We start from the raw sequence: 20299 nt of genomic DNA on the forward strand, positions 1-20299 counted from the left end.
TAAACGGGATCCCAACGCCAACTTGTCGCAAATCGGCCATCGCGTAAATCAGCGCTGGCTTAGAGGAAATCGCCGCAATACGTTCGAGTTCTGGTTTTATTGGCGTCACCCCCAAGGCATCGATTTTATCTTGATCCATGTAGCTGAGATAAAAATCACGCAGCTTTTGCTCGTTGGAGCCGGGCTTAAGATCATCACGCGCCACCAGCTCATCAATGATACCTCTGAGACGCTTTTCATTCTCTTCGGCCAACACACGGAACGCACCATAGCTGGACATATCACTGGGGATTTGGGTTTGGTCATACCAAGTGCCATTGACGTGACGGAACAAGTCATCTTGCGGACGAACCGATCGATCAAAGTCTTGCAGATGCAGCCCGGATTCACGCTGCATTTGAACCTGCGCGGTCTCGGTCGCTTGCACTATCGGCGATGACACACTCAGCCCCATGCCAAGTGCGACACTTAGCGCGACACGCGTCAGTAATATGTTATTTTTTCGGTGTTTTTATCATCTTCCTTTCCTATATAACGGCGTTACTTTCCTTGTTACTGGCGTTTTCTACTATCGGTCTCTAGGTCACGATAAAGCACCACACAATGGTACTCCCGCCCTTCATCCTGTTCGGGTTCAAAATGGGTCATACGACAAAACCCTTGTTGGTACCAAAATCGAAACGCGTGAATATTTTCGGCGTAAACATTTACACCCATGCGTCGATAGTCTCCATAATCTTGCACGGTTTCAATCACGCTCGCAACCGCTTCGCTGCCATAGCCATGTTTTTGATATCTTGGAGAAATAGTGAGCATGGGCAGCCAAACACTCTGTGCATCGGGCGCATTGAGCGAGATTTGTAGGTAGCCGATATCTTTACCGTCATGGGTTTGAATGCGACGAAGATAAAACGCCTCTTCGGCATCGGTGCTCTTTTTCTCTGCACTATCGGCAATCAGTGCTTGGTAGGTCGATAACGACCAAGGTTTAAACGTGGGATCTTGATATTGTAGATGCTGATTTTGCTCAAACAGCGCTTTGACGAGCTTTGCATCGCTGTACTCAAACGGACTAAAACACAAGCGCTTGGAGCGCCATGTGGCTGGGAACATGTTTAATTCCTATTTTATCAGCGCATACATTGATTGATATCGCGCTTAACGACCTAACCTCACAGCATATTACTCGTTTCGCAGCCAATGGTAATCCATTTGCTTTGCCACGCGTAAGGCTAAATCCTCGCTATGCAGATCAGCCACCAGCTGCAAACTCATATCAATGCCCGCAGAAATGCCCGCGGAGGTGAGATATTTTCCATCCCTCACCCAGCGCTTATCTGATACCACGCTTAATTGCGGATAAGCACGGCTGAGGTCGTCCATGTCTTCCCAATGCGTGATCACCTTTCGACCATCAAGTAGCCCGGCCTCTGCGAGTATGAACGCCCCCGTACAGACAGAGGCCGTACATTGAGTGATCGCGTCTTGTTGCTTCACCCAATCGATCACCGACGGGTTAGTGACTTGCTCATGGTGAACGCCGCCGACAACCAGCAGCACATCCAGCGTGGGATGGTTGGCGAGATGATAATGCGGCATGACACGCAAGCCGCCGCGCGCCAGCAACGGTGTGTCTTGTTCAGTAATCAGCCCAACCTGCCAACCTGTCCGCTCCCAAACGTTTTGCGGTGCTAAACACTTCATAAGGTCCGGCAAAATCGAGCACCTATGCGTGCTTATAGATATAAATACCAATATTCATCGTTTGTTCTTACATCCATGTAGGGGCGGTTATGACGACGTGGCCGCGAGGCGCGTTTTCTCCCGCACCGATAATAAAAGCATACCGATGCTGGCACACACAGCCATCGCAATAACAAGCGACCAAGTCACCGAATAGCCGAACGTATCGATGACATAGCCAATCAATACGAAGCTTGGCATCAGCAATAAGCTAAGCAACGTGATCAGTACCCCTTGAATACGACCGCGATGACTCGCCGGTGAGTTGTTGGCAAGATACACGCCCTCTTTGGTGAGGACTAACACCTCGCCAGCGGAAAGAAAAAACCACGCTAAAAAGTGAACGGGAATCGTAGGTGCCAACATCACAAGACCATACCCCAGCACAAATAAAAGTCCTGCATAGGCCAACGCCATCGTCTCAGTATTTCCAGATGTCGCGCGCAGCAATAGCGGCGTGATGATCACCACCAACACGCACGCATACGTCATCAGTTGACCAAAACGCACGGGCCCTTCTTGGCCAAATAAATGACTCAAATAAAGCGGGCTAGCCATTGTCATTTGGTTCAACGCAAACCAAAGCATGCCGCAAAGCAAAGTGAACACAATGAGATAAGGACGTGACTTAAGCACCGACCACACACTGCCTTCTACCGCGCGTTCAAGGTCAGAATCCGACTCGGGGACAGCTTGCTCGGTCACATTGACCAAAAAGGCAACCACAAGAATGCCCACCAAGACCGCAAGCCCGTTACCAAAGAAAATCCACTCAGTGTGTTGCCAAAACAAATAGCCCGCCAAGATGGGGCCAATCGCTGAACCCAAGTTATAGGCAAGGTAGCTAAGTGACATCACGGCATCACGATTACCTGCGTGAGATAAATCGGCCACCAATGCATTACTGGCCGGCAACGCGACACCGATAAAAAAGTATGCAGCGAACAAAAACGCCGGCACCATCACCGGAGCATCGGGAGCAAACCCGCACACCAGCAGCAAGATAGCACCGACACATTCTCCCGCCAGCGACGCGGAGTAGCCAAGCTTATCGGTAAACAACAGCACGAGGAAAGGAATAATAAAGTTGCCCATCCCGAGAATCATGCGGGCCAGTGCAACGTAGTAAATATTGCGGTGCAATCCTTTATACATCGCCACCGCTGAAACAATCTTGTTGATTGTCGTAATTGTTAAACGTCCATGTTAAAAAATCAGCACATAATATACATGATTGATAAATTTATAAAAACTCGTTATTCACTAACGACCAATGGTGCGGCATGAGCTCGCGCATAGTTTTAAAAACTAGCTGGTTGTCTGGCGTAGAAATCGCGGCTTTTGCGCGATTACTGTGCCCAAAAGAGGCAAATACGTGGCTTGGACCTTTCTGTTTTTCGAAAAACAAATTCCCTAATATGGTGGCTACGTTTCGACCTCTCCAGAGACACACTGATGGATGATAACGCTCGGCAATTGCTTGACCACCTATGCCACGGCTATGACCAATTAGCTCAACGTCACCAGACGCGCGCTTTTCCAGAGCTCTCCACCGCTCTCAAGCACCCACTCGGCTATTGTCTCGTTCACTGCCCTATCGGTAGTCAGCGATTATCGATTGTCTCGCTACAATTTGCCCCCAACGTTCGCAGCCAAGGGGTGCTGACGGCGTTTATCGATTATATTCAAGCGCATCCGCATCACTATCGCGGCATTGAAGTCGCCACCATCCAAAACCCAAGTTTAGCGAAACGGTTACTGGTACTGGGTTGGCGATATAAGTCTGTCCTAACAAAACTATTTCGCGCCAACACACCCACCTTGGTGCATGATTTCTAATCAAAATACGGAAGTTTTCGCTAAGGTGGGTTCCTATTATTGTCAACGGCTTATTATTGGCAAGGTCAAGGTATTGTAAGTAAGCGTTAACCTAGGATCGCTGCACGACAGCTATTTAAAGCAAACTTCCGCCCAACGCGCTAAGCCTGCGGTGACTGAGCCAAAATAGTCGCCACTCACCACAGGAATAGTCGGCAGCTCTGCTTGTACAGCCTCCCGTAAGAAAGGCGAGCGCGCCGAGCCACCCGTCATAAAAATCACGTCAGGCTTTACACCGGCCTGAGCGACCACATCGTGAACTAAGGCGATCATCTTACGTTTGGGCGCTTCAATCGCATCAATCATGTTATCGCGCGATACATCAACGTCCACGCGCTCAGAGAACAGTTGAATACCCGTTCGGTAAGCGGTTTGATCCGACAACGCAATCTTCGCCTCTTCCGCGCGACGGACAATGTTGTGACCCAATGATTCATGGTGAACCTCAAGCAAACGGGCAAGTTTCTCTGGCTCTTGTGCTTGTTTGTGCAGCCCTTTGAGCACCGCTAAATTTTCAAACGCGTAGAAATCGTTTTGCGCTTGTACGTTATTAATCGCGATGGGGTTGGAAAACTGCGTAATCGGCATCTCAATGCCAGACGCCATTTTGCTGCCCATCCCAAACGGGAACATCATTTGTTTGAATGCCAGCGCAATATCTAAGTCATTGCCGCCAATACGCTGCCCTTTGTGCGCTAACAAACTTGCGCTGCGATCGCTATTGCCACGCCATGATGGCCCCATCTCAATCAACGAACAGTCTGTGGTACCGCCACCAATATCGACCACCAGAACGATTTGGTCTTCGCTCAGCGTCGCTTCATAGTCCAGGCCGGCAGCAACCGGTTCAAACTGAAATTCAACCGCTTTAAAGCCCGCGCGCTTGGCGGCATTGAGCAAAATACCTTCGGCTTGGCGGTTTGCCGTCTCGCCCCCACGGCCTTGAAAATTGATCGGCCGACCGATCACCGCATCATTAATACTCTGTTGAGTTTGGCATTCGGCTTGGGTTTTGATGTTATCCATCATTGCGCATACTAGGTCTTCAAAAAAGCGCAGTTGGGCATCACGTAAACCTGATGCGCCAAGGAAAGATTTGGGCGATTTCACGTAGTACATATCGCGCGGATCATCGAGATAGCGATCGAGCGCAGCCTGGCCAAACGCCATGTCTTCCGCCTCAAGCGCAATGCTTTCCTCTCGGTTAGCATGGATCGCGCGACGTAGCACTTGCTCGCCCACCTTATCTAACGGCTTAATACCGCGGTAACGAAACAGATATTCAGACACCGATTCGCGCGTCGGTGCGGCAAGGGAGGAAGGAATATAGGTGCTGTTTCTTTCGAGGGTTAACAGCGTCGGCTTGCCATTCTCAATCTTCGCCACCGAACAATTCGCCGTACCATAGTCAAAGCCGATATACATAAGCGCGCCCCACCGCTGAAAAGGCCGGCAATGCTACCTCAACCGTCGCGGGATTTCTAACCTCAGTGCGCTGAAGACAGTCCGGCGTCTCAATTCATGCTCAGCGCTATCTCAGCGCCTGCGTAGAACATCGATTTGTCAAAACCGTTATACGCGGATTTTTCATCTAACTATCTATGATTAAAAATATTTTTAGCGATCGAAGCAATCACTTCTCTGTGATAGTGTGCGTGCCGCCTATCCCGGTTGAAGTGTTAGCGTAACAGAGCCTAAAAAGGTTGTTTAGGCATAAGCGCCTAATATGTTGGTAAGGTCAGAGTTTGGATGTTTGCGGGGGCATAAACGCAAAAAGCCGCTGACTTATCAGCGGCTTTCAATGTTTGGCGGAGAGATAGGGATTTGAACCTAGAAGGGCTATTAACCCTTGCCGGTTTTCAAGACCGGTGCTTTCAACCACTCAGCCATCTCTCCTGAACGGGACATATAGTAGAGGCTGCTTAATACGATGTAAAGTGCCTTTTTATCTTTTCGAGCTTAAGTGCTGAAATTGTCAGCAAAGGCCCATTTAAATACGTTTTCTTCCACTCTGCCCCGTCGTCTACTTAACCAAAACGACCATTGATGTAATCAGATGTTAACTTGTGCTCAGGGTCATTAAACACTTTTTGTGTCGTGTTGACCTCCACCAAGCTACCAAGATGAAAGTATGCGGTGCGATCAGACACACGCGCCGCTTGCTGCATCGAGTGTGTGACAATCACAATGCTAAAGTTCTTCTTCAGATCCGAAATCAGCGCTTCGATGATCCCAGTAGCAATCGGATCAAGGGCTGAACACGGCTCATCCATTAAAATCACTTCCGGCGCGACGGCAATGGTACGTGCAATACACAGACGTTGCTGTTGCCCCCCAGACAAGCCCGTCGCGGGTTGATCAAGTCGATCTTTTACCTCATTCCACAAGCCGGCTCGTATCAGTGATTGCTGCACCAACTCATCCAAGTCGGTTTTACTATCAACCAGACCGTGAATACGTGGGCCGTAGGCAACATTGTCATACACCGATTTAGGAAACGGATTAGGTCGCTGGAACACCATGCCCACATGTGAACGGAGTTCGACAATCTCACTCTCACGATGGTAAATATCTGCCCCTCCCAAACTGATATCGCCGGTCACTTCACAGCCAGGGATGGTGTCATTCATGCGATTTAAGCAACGTAAAAACGTCGATTTACCACAACCTGATGGACCAATCATCGCGAGCACTTCTTTCTCACCAATATCGAGGTTCACGTTTTTAATCGCCGGCTTCGACCCATTGTCATAGTTGACGAACACATTGCGTGCCGTCATGCGTGGCGTATCAACAAACGGAATACCACACGTTTTACTTGGTGCTTCTGTACTCTGTGGTGCTGCTTCCACTACGTCTTCAGTCATGGTTAGGTTGTTCATTGTTGTCGTCGTCATGATTCTCTCTCCCGACTTACCAGCGTCGCTCGAGACGCTTACGCATAATCACCGCACAGGCATTCATAAAAGCTAAGAATGTCAGCAGTACCATGATTGCGCCTGAGGTGTTTTCGACAAAGCCCTTTTCAGGATTCTCTGCCCATAAATAAATTTGAACGGGTAACGCTGTCGCCGCATCGAGTGGGCCTGATGGCACATCAACAATGAACGCAATCATTCCAATCATTAGTAGCGGTGCCGTCTCGCCAAGTGCTTGTGCCATGCCGATAATGGTGCCGGTTAGCATGCCCGGCATCGCTAATGGCAACACATGATGAATCACCATTTGCATTTTAGACGCCCCCACTCCCAAGGCCGCATCTCGCACCGAGGGTGGTACGGCTTTAATCGCAGAGCGACTCGAAATAATGATCGTCGGCAATGTCATGAGTGTGAGGACTAACCCTCCGACCACCGGCGCCGAGCGCGGGAGATCGGCAAAATTCAAGAACACCGCCAGACCCAGCAAGCCGAAAACAATTGAGGGCACGGCCGCTAAGTTATTGATGTTAATTTCAATAATTTCGGTAATACGATTACGCGGTGCAAATTCTTCCAAGTAAATCGCGGCTGCCACGCCAATGGGGAAACTCAACGCCAGTGTCACCAGTAAGGTATAAAAAGACCCCACCGTTGCGCCCCAAATGCCCGCTAACTCTGCATCACGGCTATCACCATTGGTAAAAAAGCGCGTGTTAAACACAGTACGCACTCGATCGTCATCTTTCAGTTGGTTAAACCAACTAATCTGCTTATCTTTAAACTGACGATTTGACTCTGGGAGTTTGCCGTCGATGTTTCCCTTATTGAATTGGTTGACGTTATCGCCCGCCAATGCCCAAATCTCTATCTTTTGCCCCACGAGGTTGGGATTCGCCGCAACTCGGTCACGCAGGTCATATTCCGCGCCCGTGGAGATAAAGCGAAAAAGATCGCGTTTATCACTGCGCGACGTCACGTCTGGCATGGCGTTAAACACTGCCTTGGCCAACACCGAACGATAGCTGAGATATTCAAGTGTTTCGTTGTTTAGCGGTTTGCCCTCAATCCCTAGGCTTTGTTCACTAAGATCAACGGTCAAACGAATTTCCGTAGTGTAAAACGCAGTATAGCCTTGAGTCACAATCGATCCAATCAACAACACCAAGAAGGTGAATGCGAGAAAAATCGATGTAATGCCATACCAACGGAAACGCCTTTCTTTGCCGCGGCGTTTTGCTAGACCTGCTTTTACCCTGGCACGTTTCTCTTGTGCAATTGCTTCGATTTTATCAGTCATATTGTTCTCGATATTTTTTCACGATGCGTAGCGCGACAAAGTTAAGCGCCAGCGTCACAACAAACAGCGTGAGACCCAAAGCGAACGCAGCCAGGGTTTTAGGGCTATCGAACTCTTGGTCACCGACCAACAATGTCACGATTTGAACCGTGACTGTGGTCACCGATTCCAAGGGGTTTGCTGTCAGGTTGGATGATAACCCAGCCGCCATGACCACAATCATGGTTTCGCCAATTGCGCGTGATACAGCCAGTAGCAGCCCACCGACTATCCCAGGCAAGGCCGCAGGGATCACCACTTTACGCACGGTTTCGGAGGGAGTTGCGCCGAGCCCTAGCGACCCATCACGCAGTGATTGCGGTACCGCAGTGATCACATCGTCAGATAATGAGGAAACAAATGGAATGATCATAATGCCCATCACCGCACCCGCGGCGAGAGCACTTTCTGACGATGCACTGGTAAAGCCGATCGCATGGGCGACGTCGCGAATAAATGGCGCCGCAACCAATGCTGCGAAAAAGCCGTAAACTACTGTTGGGATCCCAGCAAGGATCTCCAGCATAGGTTTAACAACACCACGGACTTTCGGCGACGCATACTCGGCCAAGTAAATTGCACTCATTAAACCCACTGGCGCAGCAATGCACATGGCAATGAATGAAATCATCAAGGTGCCGGTAAACAAAGGGATCATCCCGAATGCCCCACTAGCTCCCTGTTGATCGGCGCGTAGTGCCGTTTGTGGTGACCATTGTGTTCCAAAAATAAATTCCGTCGCGGGGATCATTTGAAAAAAGCGTAGTGCTTCAAACAACACAGAAAGGACAATGCCGAGCGTGGTTAAGATTGCGAGCGTTGAGCACAATAATAAAAAGCCCTGCATCACGTTTTCAACCCGGTTACGGGCGCGTAAACGTAGTCGCAGCGAACGCCAGCCAAGGGCTAATCCCGCTAACGCGAGTGCGGTCATTGCGGTAAATCGCAATGTGGTTCCCAGATCGTTTAAGGTTTGATAATGCTCCGCCGCAGCCAACAAGACCGCATCGTCAGTTTGGGTGATGCCACGGGCGATATTACCGATCTGACTGTATAGCAAACCGGCATTACCGAACTGCGTGACGTACGCATCCGAGATCTGTGCCATTACCAAGCTATGGATCACGTTGGGCTCTACCGCTTGCCACAATAATAAGAGAACCAGTGCCGGAATCGCTGCAAGAATGGCGACATAAGAGCCATAATAATTTGGTCGAGAGTGCAGCTTGCTCAATCCACCAGCCATCGTCGCGAGTTTAATAGACCGCGAACGAGCGATGAAAAAGCCAGATATGGCAATAAGAGCAATCACAGTCATCAGCATGGGTGTTGTCATCATTCCTCCTGAACACCGGTGAGAGGTGGCGCAACCAAGCCACCCCTCTCGTGTTCACATGACTCGCCTATAGGTTGGGTTTTAAGTTGATAGCAGCATCACGAACTTGTTTTCTTTCGCTGCTACTAAGAGGAATAAGCCCACGGTCAACTAAGTATCCCATATCACCGATCGCCTCGTCAGCGGTGAACTGATGCACATACTCTTTTATGCCAGGGATCACGTTTTCATGTGCTTTCTTGACATAAAAAAACATTGAACGCGATACGGGATACGACCCATCACCGATGGAATCGAACGACGGTGCAACGCCATCAATGCTGGCACCTTTCACTACATCCATATTTTCTTCCAAGAAGCTGTAGCCGAAAACACCAAGTGCATCAGGGCTCGCTTTCAGTTTCTGTACAATTAAGTTGTCATTTTCACCGGCTTCAATAAACGCGCCATCTTCACGCATGGCATGACAAATCGCTTTGTAACGGCTTTTATCTTCACTTTTCAGCGCAGCCAGTGAGGGATACTGTTTACATCCGCCTTCCATGGCGAGCTCAACAAAGGCATCTCGAGTGCCGGAGGTTGGTGGTGGACCCAGTACCTCAATCTTGATGTTTGGCAGGGAAGGATCAACGTCACTCCACGTTTGATTAGGATTGTCAATTAACGTGCCATTTTCACTTGGGATCTGTTTAGCAAGCGCATCAAACACGTTTTTAAGCGTGACGTTATAATCAATCGCTTGTTTAGAGTTCGCTATTACAATGCCGTCATAACCGATTTTCACTTCAACAATATCGGAGACACCATTGCTTTTACATAAATTCACTTCTGAGTCTTTGATTTTACGCGATGAATTAGTAATGTCTGGCGTATTTTCTCCCACCCCTGCACAGAACAGCTTGAGCCCGCCACCAGAGCCGGTCGATTCCATTGTCGGGACTGGGTATTGCGACGTGCGACCGAAGCGCTCAGCAACGACAGTAGCAAAAGGGTAAACAGTAGAAGAGCCAACGATGCTAATGTAGTCACGGTTTGCGGCCGTTGCGCTACCTGAGGCCAGCACGGCCATGGATACTGTCGTCGCTGCAAAGAGAGCTTTAAGTTTCACATCAACCTCCAAGTCGATTATTTAAAGTGGTTCTGCGTAAATCAGATTATTTACACATCACGAAGAACTCGTTTAACAGGGAAACACATTAAGAGCACTAAGTGACAGTTCCTTTATGCAATGATGAAGGTTTGATGACAGTCTGTGGTATGGGTAGCATTAAACCCAGCATCGATGTGAATGACTTTCTCACGCTTTATTTATTTCGATAAAAAAATGCGCCACAAGGGCGCATTTTTTATTATTAACACGGCAATCGTCGTGGTATCGGCTTCTTCGCTTACAGCTTAAACGCTTGAGCCTGCTCACTCATGCTGGCGTTTTCTTTTTCTAACCGCTCGTACGCTTGGCGTGTTTTTTCCGCCGTTTCAGCCAAGGACTCTGCCGCACGGTGAATCGCCGCGACGTTTTGGTTTAAATCAGCAGCAGCCGTGGTTTGTTCTTCGGTGGCGGTCGCAATGGCCCCGGTCATTTCTGACACCTGCTGCGTTGAGGCATTAATAGTCTCAATGGCCTCTGCCGCGCGTTTCGCATCGTCTAACCCTTTTTGAGTTAAGGTTTGGCTATCACTCATTACCTGATAAGCCTGACGTGCTTTGGTTTGCAGCCCTTCAATAATTTGATTGATTTCATCGGTTGATGACTGCGTTTTGGTCGCAAGGCCACGAACCTCATCGGCCACCACCGCAAAACCGCGACCCGCATCGCCAGCTCGCGCCGCTTCAATCGCCGCATTAAGCGCAAGTAAGTTGGTTTGCTCAGCAATGGCGCTGATGACCTCTGAGACCTTACCAATATTTTCACTGTCTGCGGTTAACGCTTCAATCACTTGCGATGCTTCGTTAACTTGGTCTTTCGCCGCAACGCTTTGCTGGTAGGATTGTTCAAATGTCTCTCGACCTTGCTCAGCATACTCACGCGATTTATCCGTGTGCTCTGCCGCGGCAACCGTGTTACTTGCGACTTCCCCAAATGTTGACTCCATTTGCGTCATCGCACTGGCAAGCTGTGACAGCTCACTGCGTTGCTGCTCAACGCTGTTGACCGTATCCGTCACTTGGTTGAGAGCTCATCACTGACCGTTTGCAGTCGTTGTGTACCTTTGACTAAAGAGCCAATTAAGGTGGTAATACTGTTTTGCATCTGATCGAACGTATTCGCAGCCTGGCCTAGTTCGTCACGGTTAAAATACGACAGATCGAGCCGCTGCGTCAGATCGCCACTTTCAACCCGCTGCATTTGCGTGACCAACATAGATAAAGGCCCGCGGATGCGATTTTGGAGCAAGAGCGCAACCACCACCATCAATATGATCAGGGCAACAATCACCGCAGCCCCCACAAAAATCAGCTGTTCGATTTTCTCAGATTGTTGCACTTTGATGGTATTGGCCTGTGATTCCAGATCGGCTTGTAATGCCGCAAGATTATCCACTATCTGGTCAAAGGGGGCTAACATTGGCCCAAGCATTTTGCGCCGCGCGTCCGCTAACCGCCCATTATCAATCAGACGAATATAATCATTTTGCATCTCGCGATAGCCATCCAAACGTGTCTCAATTTGGGCGACTTCAGCACTGTTACTATCGCGAACCGTCAGCGCTTTCATATCCGTTAGTGCCCCACGCACTGACTCGTTATTACGCTTAATTTTTACTAAAATGTCTCGATGTTCTTGTTTGTCATCGGTTAAGCCATAGTCGAGCGCAAACCGGCGGTAAGTCACCGTGTAATAGCGTAAATCCGATACCGTGCTGAGCAAACGCACATTGCGCTCAACAACGTCGTTAAACTGGGTTTTGACTGAACTAATTTCACTAAACAAATAGGCGCCAATCAGGGCAACTGCAATCCCGAGCGCAATAAACACTGTCCGTAAATACTGAATGATTGTCATAGATTCTCCGCAGCTCTTTAATACCACTACGATATTAGTTGCTTTTCCACACTTAGGGTAACGAGTACGACCGATACTTGTAATAGGTTCAACCAACTATTCAAAAGTATTAGGCCGTCAGTAGTAATAGTGTATGAAGCGCAATCACCAAGCCTATTCGGTATCACTGGCATGATGGCTGATCGTTCGTGTCGCTTTGCTGCTTTTCTCATCACTTCACACCTCATTATCGTGATTAACACCTCTTTTTTTTGCAAAGAAAACGCACCTTGCGTACATTGTTGCGCGTTTTGTTGGTGTTTTAAAAGGAGCTATTCATGTCAACGCGAAGTACGTCGGATGCGAGCAATGCACATTCATTGCAGCATCCGTTTGCCGATTGCGTCACCCAAACCGGCCCGTTTAAAGGCGTTCATAAGAATATGATGATCGCCGCTACCCTTCTGGTTTTTATCTTCGTTTTTTTCACCGGATTTAATACTGACTTGGCCGCCAGTGTTTTTGCCGCTGCACGCGGGTGGGTAGAGTCTACGTTCGGTTGGTACTACATGCTGGTCATTGTCTTATTACTGGCCGCTAGCTTCATCATTGCTGTGACACGCTTTGGTCATATTCGTTTAGGCGACGATGATGATCGCCCCGAATTCAGCACCTTCTCGTGGCTATCGATGTTGTTTTCTGCCGGTGTCGGCGTTGGCATATTGTTTTTTGGGGTAGCCGAACCCACACTCTATTTTGATACTAGTGGTGCGTTCGGCTACCCCAACAACCCATATGCGGATATGGCAGGTGCGACCACCATGGGATTTGACCGCGCGGCAGATGCATTGCGTGTGACCTACTTTCACTGGGGCTTTCATGGCTGGGCGGTGTACGTGATTGTTGGCCTCGCGCTTGCGTATTTCTCGTTCCGTAAAAACTGCCTCTCGCGCTGCGATCCACCCTTTATCCGCTGATTGGCGATCGGATTTACGGCCCCATTGGTCATATTACCGACATTCTTGGCGTCCTTGGCTGCGTATTCGGGGTCGCCACCTCGCTCGGATTGGGCGTTAGTCAGATTGCCGTGGGACTCGATCGCTTATTTGGGGTCGATCCGGGTGTCATGACCCAGGTTATCCTTATCGCGTTGATTTCCGTAGCCTCAATTATGTCGTCTCTGTCTGGGGTCGGCAAAGGGATACGCATTATTTCCGAGTGGAATATTATCGTCTCTGCTTTGGTGATCGCTTATTTCTTATTTGGCGGCCCAACCACCTGGTTAATACAAGTTTTTGGTACTTCGCTCAGTGACTATTTGGTCGACTTTATCCCGATGGGGCTATGGTTCCCTGAAGCGCCAGGCCCCGTGGCGTGGCAAAATGCTTGGACCATTTTCTACTGGGTTGGTGGATTGGATGGGCCCCCTTTATTGGCTTATTTATTGCTCGTATTTCACGCGGACGCACGCTACGCGAGTTTATTATTTGTGTGCTCTGTGCCCCAACCCTGATGATTTTCGCTTGGCTGGCCATTTTTGGCGGTAATGCGTTACATCAAGAACTTGTTGCCGAGACCGGCGTAGGCACTGCTGGCATCATTGATTTAGTCAATGGTTGGGACTTGCCTGCCGCGTTGTTTGCCACGGCCGATGGCATTACCGGTGGCGGGATCTGGGGTTGGATACTCAATGCCATGATGATCTTTTTGCTGTTTAGCTGGTTTATTACCTCGTCCGATTCCAGCACCTTGGTGCTCACCACCATTCTGTCGATGGGCAATGATGATCCGCCAAAACGCTTTCGTGTGTTCTGGGGCACCATGATCGGCGCCGTCGCTGCTGTGCTTTTAGTCGCCGGCGGCTTGAGAGCCCTGCAAACGGCCAACATGGTGACCGCCTTGCCAATCAGTGTATTGGTGATCTTGATGACTATCAGCGTGATGAAGTCCTTACTGGCAGAGCCGATGAGCCAATCTAAGACCTCAAAACCTTCGCAAGCGAGTCGCTAAAACCCGTTGCTATGTCGATATAATTGCTCTGTCGCTAAAAATAAAGCGCCACCGGATAGGGTGGCGCTTTTTCCTATGGTGCACAGTCGCTTCTATGGGGTCACTTCACCCACGGCCATAGCAAGCACACTGACTGGGTGTAATGCCTCTAACGGTGTGTTCTCTTCAATTTGCCATTTGCAGGTTTCACAATCGGTGATGGCAAAGTCCGCCTCCGCGGCCTTAATTTGTGCAAATAACCCACTACCAATGGCTATCGAGGTCTGATAATTCTCGGTTTAAACCATAGGTGCCAGCCAAACCACAGCACTCGCTATCGAGTACAATGACCTCTAACCCGGGGATCATGCGTAATAGCTCAATGGTGAACATCGCATTGCCACTGCGCTCCAGATGACAAGGCGTGTGATAAACCACGCGTTTGTTAACCGGTTTCAACGCAGGCATCTCGCCATTCATGGCCGCTTTGAGTAAAAAACGGGTCACGAAACTAATTTGTCCTGCCACATGCTGGTTGTCGACACCTAGTACATGCGGGTACTCTTCTTTTAATGTCAGCGCACACGATGACGAGGTGGCGATCACTGGTCGATGTTCCGAGACGGAATCAGCAATCATCGCGGTATTGGCCGTCGCATTGCGTCTTGCTTTGTCATAAAAACCGTTAGCGATCAGCGGCACACCGCAGCACTTATGTTTCTCGAGCAATTGCACGCCGTATCCCATCGCATTCATCACTTTGACCAAGTCTTTGCCAAGCTGTGGGTTGTTAAAATTCACGTAGCAGCCATGGAAGTAACTCACTTGTTTCGGGTACGCCGCTTGCGCCGCCATTTGGCTTTTCATCCAACGACGAAACGTACCGAACGAATACTTCGGCAAGGATTTATGCTTATCCACTCCGATAGTGGCATGCATCATGGCTTTGACCGGTTTAAGATCCGTCATTGCGTTAACAATCGGTGCCACCGGGTTCGCCAAGGTACCAAATAAATCGGTGTGGCTAAGCACGTAATCACGCATCAACTTGGGATTGATGCTTTTCTCACCATGTTTACCCCGTGCCACGGCAATAATATCGCCAATTTTCACCCCAGATGGACAGGCCGTTTCGCAGCGTTTGCAGTTGGTACAGAGTTTGAGCAAATCGTCATAATAGTCTGGATTTTTAATCCGCAGGCGCTCACCATCTGGCCCACACTCTTTGGGGCCCGGGTAAGCCGGATTTACTTTCGAGACCGGGCAATACACGGTGCAGACGGTACATTTAATGCACTGATCAAACTGGTGGGTTGCGGCGCATGGTCGCTATATTCCCGCTGTTTAAGCCATTCAGTTAGCATGTGGCCTCCTTAGCGTTTGCCATCACGGCAAGTGCACGTTGTGCCGCGGCGTAGCCGGTTGCAATAGCGACGCCACCGCCACAGCCTTCAAATACAGGGTCGTAACCACTGAGGACTGCCCCACACACAAACAGGTTTTGACAACGTTTTCCGCGTGCGGTGGGCCGCAGTTGGTTGTCAGTGTTAATCCCAAACGCCATAAACGGGTGACTTTGTTGGCTGAAAAAGTCATCATTACGCCATTCACCACGATCAGGGCTTTGCACCATATCTAATCCCAGTGTCGGCTCGCTGACTTGGGTGCGATCCGCATTCAGACCACGGCTAAAATAGCTTCCCGTCGCCAAGATCACCGCCTCTGCGGTTAACGGTATATCCTCTAACTGACGGGTACGCAGTACGGTGAGACGACCACTATCGTCAAACTCGCCGCTTGTGACTTGATCTCCCCGTAGCAGCATCCCACCCGCACTGGCAAATGCGCGTTGCAGCGCCTCTTCTATTCGAATACCCAGTAGCGATGGTGGCATGGTCGGCACTTCATGGAAGCAGCGATCGGTACGTGTTTTTAACTCGTCCATACCTCGCTCTCCGGCCACATGGGCAATGATAGCAGGTAAGATAACCAGATCATCCGGTCCAGACTTTTCTATTAATTGCTCGCATAAGCGGTCAAATGCCGCAGGTTCAGCCAATAATCGAGAGAGATCCACCGAGCGCAATTCATTACGATTACGACGCAAACGCTCTGCACCAGGGATCGTGATGTCAATGATGCGGCTCGGACAAGCAGAGAAATCACGCTGAGCGGTAATGGTATCTTTGGCTAACGTCGGTTGGGCATCACGATAGCCATCGATAGACACAAAGCAAAGGCCAGAAAAACGACGTGGGCCGCGATGTTGATACACATGCCCTTGCGATAGCCAAGTTGGGCGCACAGTCCCCAGCGGCGTGATCCGGCCATGATTGGCGCTGTCTTCTTGATGATACAAACAGACTTTCTGCGCACTGAGTTGCTGTTGAAACCAGGTTAACGAATCGGTGATTTCATCAAGGCTGACCTTGGCATAAGGATGCTCAGGATGCTGGCGCACCAGTCTCGGGATTGCTGCAAACGGCTGAGAAATCGGTTCACCATTAGGGAAATGACCGAGTACATCGATTGAACCAGAGGAAAAATGCAGCGCGCTTTGTCCGGCACTGATCATCACCGTTTTTTTGCCTGCTTCTAGGGCGCGCAACGCCGCGGTGTAACCCGCAATGCCACCACCAATCACGGCAATATCATAATGAATCATTGTGAGACCTCCTGATCGACAGCTTGCGTCGGCGCTTGCTCATTCATTTCTGTGTTTAAGGCTTTGTTTGGTGATTTGGGTACGTCACCCGCACCAAATAACCCTTGATAAATCCAATAACTAAATTCGGCTTCTCTTAACGCATCCCCCCAGAAGATAGGCTTCACGCCCTTCCAACGTTCTTCGAGAAAGTCCACCAGCAACCGAGTACTCGCTTGCCCATCTAATCCTACGCACTCATTGAATAAACTGGCAGCGCGATAGCTGCACAATTCCCCCTGACACGGCCCCATTCCAAGACGGGTGCGACGACGTAAATCAGTGATATTTTTTGCATCCAACGATTGAATGGCATAATTCACCTCGCCCTTGGTGACCATCTCGCATTCGCAAATCACGGCTTGGCTGTCATCGCTTTCATCTAAGAAATGGCTGACGCGTTCGCCATGGCGGTAATAGGCGGATTGGTACACGGGTTTGACCAAGCTTGCACTGGCTTTACTGATCCCTTTGGAAGGCTCAGAGCCCGGTAGCGGGCGTGTCGCGGTTTGGCAGGCATTGCGGTTACCCAGTTTTTCTGCGACCAAATCCGTGGCTTTTTCGGCCATCAGTCGATAGGTCATTAATTTGCCACCAGTAATGGTAATTAAGCCATCAAGGCCATCACGGGCTTGGTGGTCTAGCAACACAATGCCGCGGCTGATATTACGACCGCTGCCGTCATCGTCGATCGATACCAATGGACGTACGCCTGCGTAAGCGCGCAGCACCCGAGTATTGGCCATGATTGGTGCCAGCTTTGCGCCCTCGCGCATCAGCACATCCACTTCTTGTGGCGTAACCGCCAACTTATCAATTTGGTCGTACTCAATATGCTCGGACGTCGTGCCAATTAAGGAAATGGTATCGCCGGGCACCAAGATGTCGGCATCTGCGGGTTTGCGGCAACGGTTGATCACCCGGTTGTTGATGCGGTAATCAAGGATCAGCAGTGAGCCCTTGGCGGGAAACATTTTGATGTTGAGATCGGCGTATTCACAGATCGTCTGGCCCCAAATCCCCGCCGCATTGATCACTTGCTGGGCCATAATCGAAAAGCGCTCGCCGGTGAGGGTGTGCAGACACTGAACCCCTTGCACCGTCGCGCCTTGGCGAATTAATCCAGTGACGTGGGTATGGTTAAATACTTTACCACCATGCTCTTTGCCGTCTAACACATTTGCAGCGCACAAACGAAAAGGATCAACCGTGCCATCGGGCACTTGTACTGCCCCTATCATGGCTGGATTCGCATTCGGCTCTAACGCAAGCGCTTCACGTGGTGTCAGCTTGCGGGTGGGGATCCCGGCTTTATCACAGCTGGCGATGAAGGTGTCTTGGTACGCCAAATCATCTTCCGGCAAGGTGATAAACAATCCGCTGGTGTCTTCCACGCAATGGCGCGCCACCGATTTAAGAATGGTGTTTTCTTGAATGCACTCGCGGGCCGATTCGGTATCTGTGACCGCGTAACGAGCCCCAGAGTGCAACAGTCCATGGTTGCGCCCCGATGTGCCTGCCGCAATATCGTCACGTTCGAGCAAAATGCATGAGATACCGCGCAGCGCACAATCTCGCATGATGCCAGTGCCGGTCGCACCGCCACCGATGATGACCACATCCGTTTCAATATACTGGCTCATTGGCATGGGGCCTCCTTGTTACTTTATCGTAACCAGAGTGTGGCATTTCCCGTGCAACAATGACGGCGATAACATCACACAATGCGCGAAAGCGAAAAGAAAAATGCGGCTTTTTTGATTTAGGACAAACTTTTCAGTGGTGGGACACGCGCGAATGGTGACACAATAAGCGAGCGCCACAAGTGAATAGAGCACGATCACCTATTTTTCTAGGAAGGCACAAAAAGCTTAATGTTCGAAAACGCGCATTGTTAATGATTTGTATGCTTATTTGCTACTTGTACCCGCACTTAAGCGTTGTCGAGTCATCGTGCCGCGGTAACACAATGCCACCACGAAACATAATCCCGCCGGAAACAATAAGGCCGCAAAGTGGAAGTGCGCGAATAACGCTGCGCCCATCACGCCACCGACAATAAACCCCGACGAAATCAGTAAAAATAGCATCAATTTGCGCTTATCCACTGGGTTGCCTCGCAGCTTACCCCCTAACATTAAACCTAAATCGGTGAAGATGCCGGTTAAGTGGGTTGAGCGCACGATTGCGCCGCTATAGGTGGTCGCCATGGCATTTTGCAGGCCACACGCCGCCGATGCTGCCAGTTGACCAATGGCAACGCCGCGGGACAAAAAATAAAACGCCACCATAATTAGCCCAGCTTCAACAAAGAGTGCCGAGTCATAATGGCGCCCCAGCTTTAGTGTGCTGCCATGCAACAAACAGCCGGACACCGCAGCACCAAGGAAAAAAGCCAACAACAAGCCCCCCAGCTGAATGACGTGCATCCACTGGCCCATAAACAGCCCCGAGCCAAATTGGGTGGCGGTGCCTGACACGTGTGAGACAGCTTGGTGTTCAAAGCCCAACAAGCCGATCGCATTGATGGTGCCGGCGATCAGCGCCAACACAAACGCCCCGGATTCAACCCACCGAGGCAAACGGGTAATCATTGGCTTTCCTTGCGTTAATTAGTCGATGACGATGCTGGCGGGTCGAGCCTATCGAGTTGGTTATGGCGAATCATGGCTTGTAGTTCATCGATATAATCTTGCCCACGCTCGGAGTAACGCCCCAGTCCGTTAGCGAGCGCAACTCCCGAAACGATTTTATCTTGCTCTCGCAACGTTGCACGAATTTCTCGTAAGCCTTGATAAGCGGCATGGGTATTGAGGTTATTAATATAGCTTTCTACCGAGGCTTGCGGGTTGCCAAACGCGGCCACTTCGTGGATTTCACCTTCTGTCCGTTGCTTAGGCACTAGGCCACAGCCTTTGCTGAAACACCACTGTCCAAAGTAGTTATTGCCTTCCCGCGCAAACCGAGATATGCCCCATGCACTTTCATTCGCCGCTTGCGCTAACACCAAAGAAGGGGGAATCATGTCGACCCGTTGGATCAATGCCATCCAATCAGCTTCTTGGCTGACGTCAAAGTCTTCCAACTTATACTGATTCGCCAGCGTTTGTATCCGTTTTATTTCATGGTTACTTAGGTCGTTTTTACGCTCGCGCCATGCTAACAGCGCGGTGCGATCAGCCAGTATTTCGCCATTGATGGTATTGACGATAGGCGTAAAGTAATCAAAAAACGCCTGCTTACGTTCAGCGCCCGCCGCAAACGATTGGAAGTCGGGCACAAGCGGCGTTTTGGGCTGCTGACGCGAGATCAAAATGGTGGCGGCAACGGCAAAAATAGCGATGCCAATAAAGACGAAGGTACGATGTTTCATAGTGCCCCTAGTGTTGTCGATGTAGGTGGTATTATA

The 20299-nt window shown here is 50.0% G+C and carries 14 protein-coding genes, 1 tRNA gene and 5 pseudogenes; 2 read left to right on the top strand and 18 right to left on the bottom strand.

Annotated elements, in window-relative coordinates:
* The 5 genes and pseudogenes from DZ54_RS21605 to DZ54_RS26215 form a co-directional block, all read right to left on the bottom strand.
* Positions 1 to 442 (bottom strand): annotated as a pseudogene (locus DZ54_RS21605) (M13 family metallopeptidase N-terminal domain-containing protein); the annotation flags it as partial.
* A 110-nt stretch (positions 443 to 552) separates the two neighbouring features.
* Positions 553 to 1113 (bottom strand): GNAT family N-acetyltransferase, encoded by a 561-nt coding sequence (locus DZ54_RS0112825; RefSeq protein WP_025674488.1) that lies wholly within the window; start codon positions 1111 to 1113, stop codon positions 553 to 555.
* A gap of 69 nt (positions 1114 to 1182) precedes the next feature.
* A pseudogene (locus DZ54_RS21610) lies at positions 1183 to 1726 on the bottom strand (DJ-1/PfpI family protein).
* A gap of 65 nt (positions 1727 to 1791) precedes the next feature.
* Positions 1792 to 2898, bottom strand: coding sequence for an MFS transporter (locus DZ54_RS0112835; protein ID WP_240474003.1), 1107 nt, complete (start codon positions 2896 to 2898; stop codon positions 1792 to 1794).
* Positions 2899 to 2986: 88 nt separating this feature from the next.
* A pseudogene (locus DZ54_RS26215) lies at positions 2987 to 3085 on the bottom strand (cytidine deaminase); the annotation flags it as partial.
* Positions 3086 to 3198: 113 nt separating this feature from the next.
* Here DZ54_RS26215 and DZ54_RS0112845 point away from each other — a divergent pair.
* Positions 3199 to 3582, top strand: coding sequence for a hypothetical protein (locus DZ54_RS0112845; protein WP_025674492.1), 384 nt, complete (start codon positions 3199 to 3201; stop codon positions 3580 to 3582).
* 111 nt (positions 3583 to 3693) lie between these two features.
* Here the strand turns inward: DZ54_RS0112845 and yegD are convergent, their stop codons facing one another.
* From yegD to DZ54_RS23650, 8 genes are all read right to left on the bottom strand, one after another.
* The gene (yegD, locus tag DZ54_RS0112850; RefSeq protein WP_025674493.1) at positions 3694 to 5046 is read right to left on the bottom strand and encodes a molecular chaperone; all 1353 of its coding nucleotides are present in this window, start codon (positions 5044 to 5046) and stop codon (positions 3694 to 3696) included.
* Between the two features lie 381 nt (positions 5047 to 5427).
* A tRNA-Ser gene (locus tag DZ54_RS0112855) sits at positions 5428 to 5517 on the bottom strand.
* 131 nt (positions 5518 to 5648) lie between these two features.
* On the bottom strand, positions 5649 to 6401 hold the full coding sequence (gene pstB, locus DZ54_RS0112860) for a phosphate ABC transporter ATP-binding protein PstB (RefSeq protein WP_240472784.1): 753 nt from the start codon (positions 6399 to 6401) through the stop codon (positions 5649 to 5651).
* Positions 6402 to 6534: 133 nt separating this feature from the next.
* Positions 6535 to 7839 (bottom strand): phosphate ABC transporter permease PstA, encoded by a 1305-nt coding sequence (gene pstA, locus DZ54_RS0112865; RefSeq protein WP_025674496.1) that lies wholly within the window; start codon positions 7837 to 7839, stop codon positions 6535 to 6537.
* Positions 7832 to 9214 (bottom strand): phosphate ABC transporter permease subunit PstC, encoded by a 1383-nt coding sequence (pstC, locus tag DZ54_RS0112870; protein WP_025674497.1) that lies wholly within the window; start codon positions 9212 to 9214, stop codon positions 7832 to 7834. Before pstC ends, pstA begins: the two co-directional genes overlap by 8 nt.
* 67 nt (positions 9215 to 9281) lie before the next feature.
* Positions 9282 to 10322, bottom strand: coding sequence for a substrate-binding domain-containing protein (locus DZ54_RS0112875; RefSeq protein ID WP_025674499.1), 1041 nt, complete (start codon positions 10320 to 10322; stop codon positions 9282 to 9284).
* 280 nt (positions 10323 to 10602) lie between these two features.
* A complete protein-coding gene (locus DZ54_RS23645; protein ID WP_051416026.1) occupies positions 10603 to 11379 on the bottom strand; it encodes a methyl-accepting chemotaxis protein in 777 nt (258 codons plus the stop codon).
* Complete coding sequence (locus DZ54_RS23650) at positions 11376 to 12218, bottom strand: MCP four helix bundle domain-containing protein (RefSeq protein WP_051416027.1); 843 nt, start codon at positions 12216 to 12218, stop codon at positions 11376 to 11378. The genes DZ54_RS23645 and DZ54_RS23650 overlap by 4 nt, the downstream gene beginning before the upstream one ends.
* A 425-nt stretch (positions 12219 to 12643) precedes the next feature.
* Here DZ54_RS23650 and DZ54_RS27175 point away from each other — a divergent pair.
* Positions 12644 to 14207: pseudogene (locus tag DZ54_RS27175) on the top strand (BCCT family transporter).
* A 92-nt stretch (positions 14208 to 14299) separates the two neighbouring features.
* Here the strand turns inward: DZ54_RS27175 and glpC are convergent.
* The 5 genes and pseudogenes from glpC to DZ54_RS0112920 all read right to left on the bottom strand — a co-directional run bounded on the left by glpC (position 14300) and on the right by DZ54_RS0112920 (position 20263).
* Positions 14300 to 15550 (bottom strand): annotated as a pseudogene (glpC, locus tag DZ54_RS21625) (anaerobic glycerol-3-phosphate dehydrogenase subunit GlpC).
* Positions 15544 to 16851, bottom strand: coding sequence for a glycerol-3-phosphate dehydrogenase subunit GlpB (gene glpB, locus DZ54_RS0112905; protein WP_025674504.1), 1308 nt, complete (start codon positions 16849 to 16851; stop codon positions 15544 to 15546). The pseudogene glpC and the gene glpB overlap by 7 nt, the downstream one beginning before the upstream one ends.
* Complete coding sequence (gene glpA / locus DZ54_RS0112910; protein WP_128080530.1) at positions 16848 to 18533, bottom strand: anaerobic glycerol-3-phosphate dehydrogenase subunit A; 1686 nt, start codon at positions 18531 to 18533, stop codon at positions 16848 to 16850. Before glpA ends, glpB begins: the two co-directional genes overlap by 4 nt.
* A gap of 267 nt (positions 18534 to 18800) precedes the next feature.
* On the bottom strand, positions 18801 to 19484 hold the full coding sequence (locus DZ54_RS0112915) for a YoaK family protein (protein WP_025674506.1): 684 nt from the start codon (positions 19482 to 19484) through the stop codon (positions 18801 to 18803).
* A gap of 14 nt (positions 19485 to 19498) precedes the next feature.
* A complete protein-coding gene (locus DZ54_RS0112920; protein ID WP_025674507.1) occupies positions 19499 to 20263 on the bottom strand; it encodes a glucosaminidase domain-containing protein in 765 nt (254 codons plus the stop codon).
* Between the last annotated feature and the right edge of the window lie 36 nt (positions 20264 to 20299).

The organism is Salinivibrio socompensis S35 (assembly GCF_000513715.1).
In the GTDB taxonomy this organism is placed as follows: domain Bacteria; phylum Pseudomonadota; class Gammaproteobacteria; order Enterobacterales; family Vibrionaceae; genus Salinivibrio; species Salinivibrio socompensis.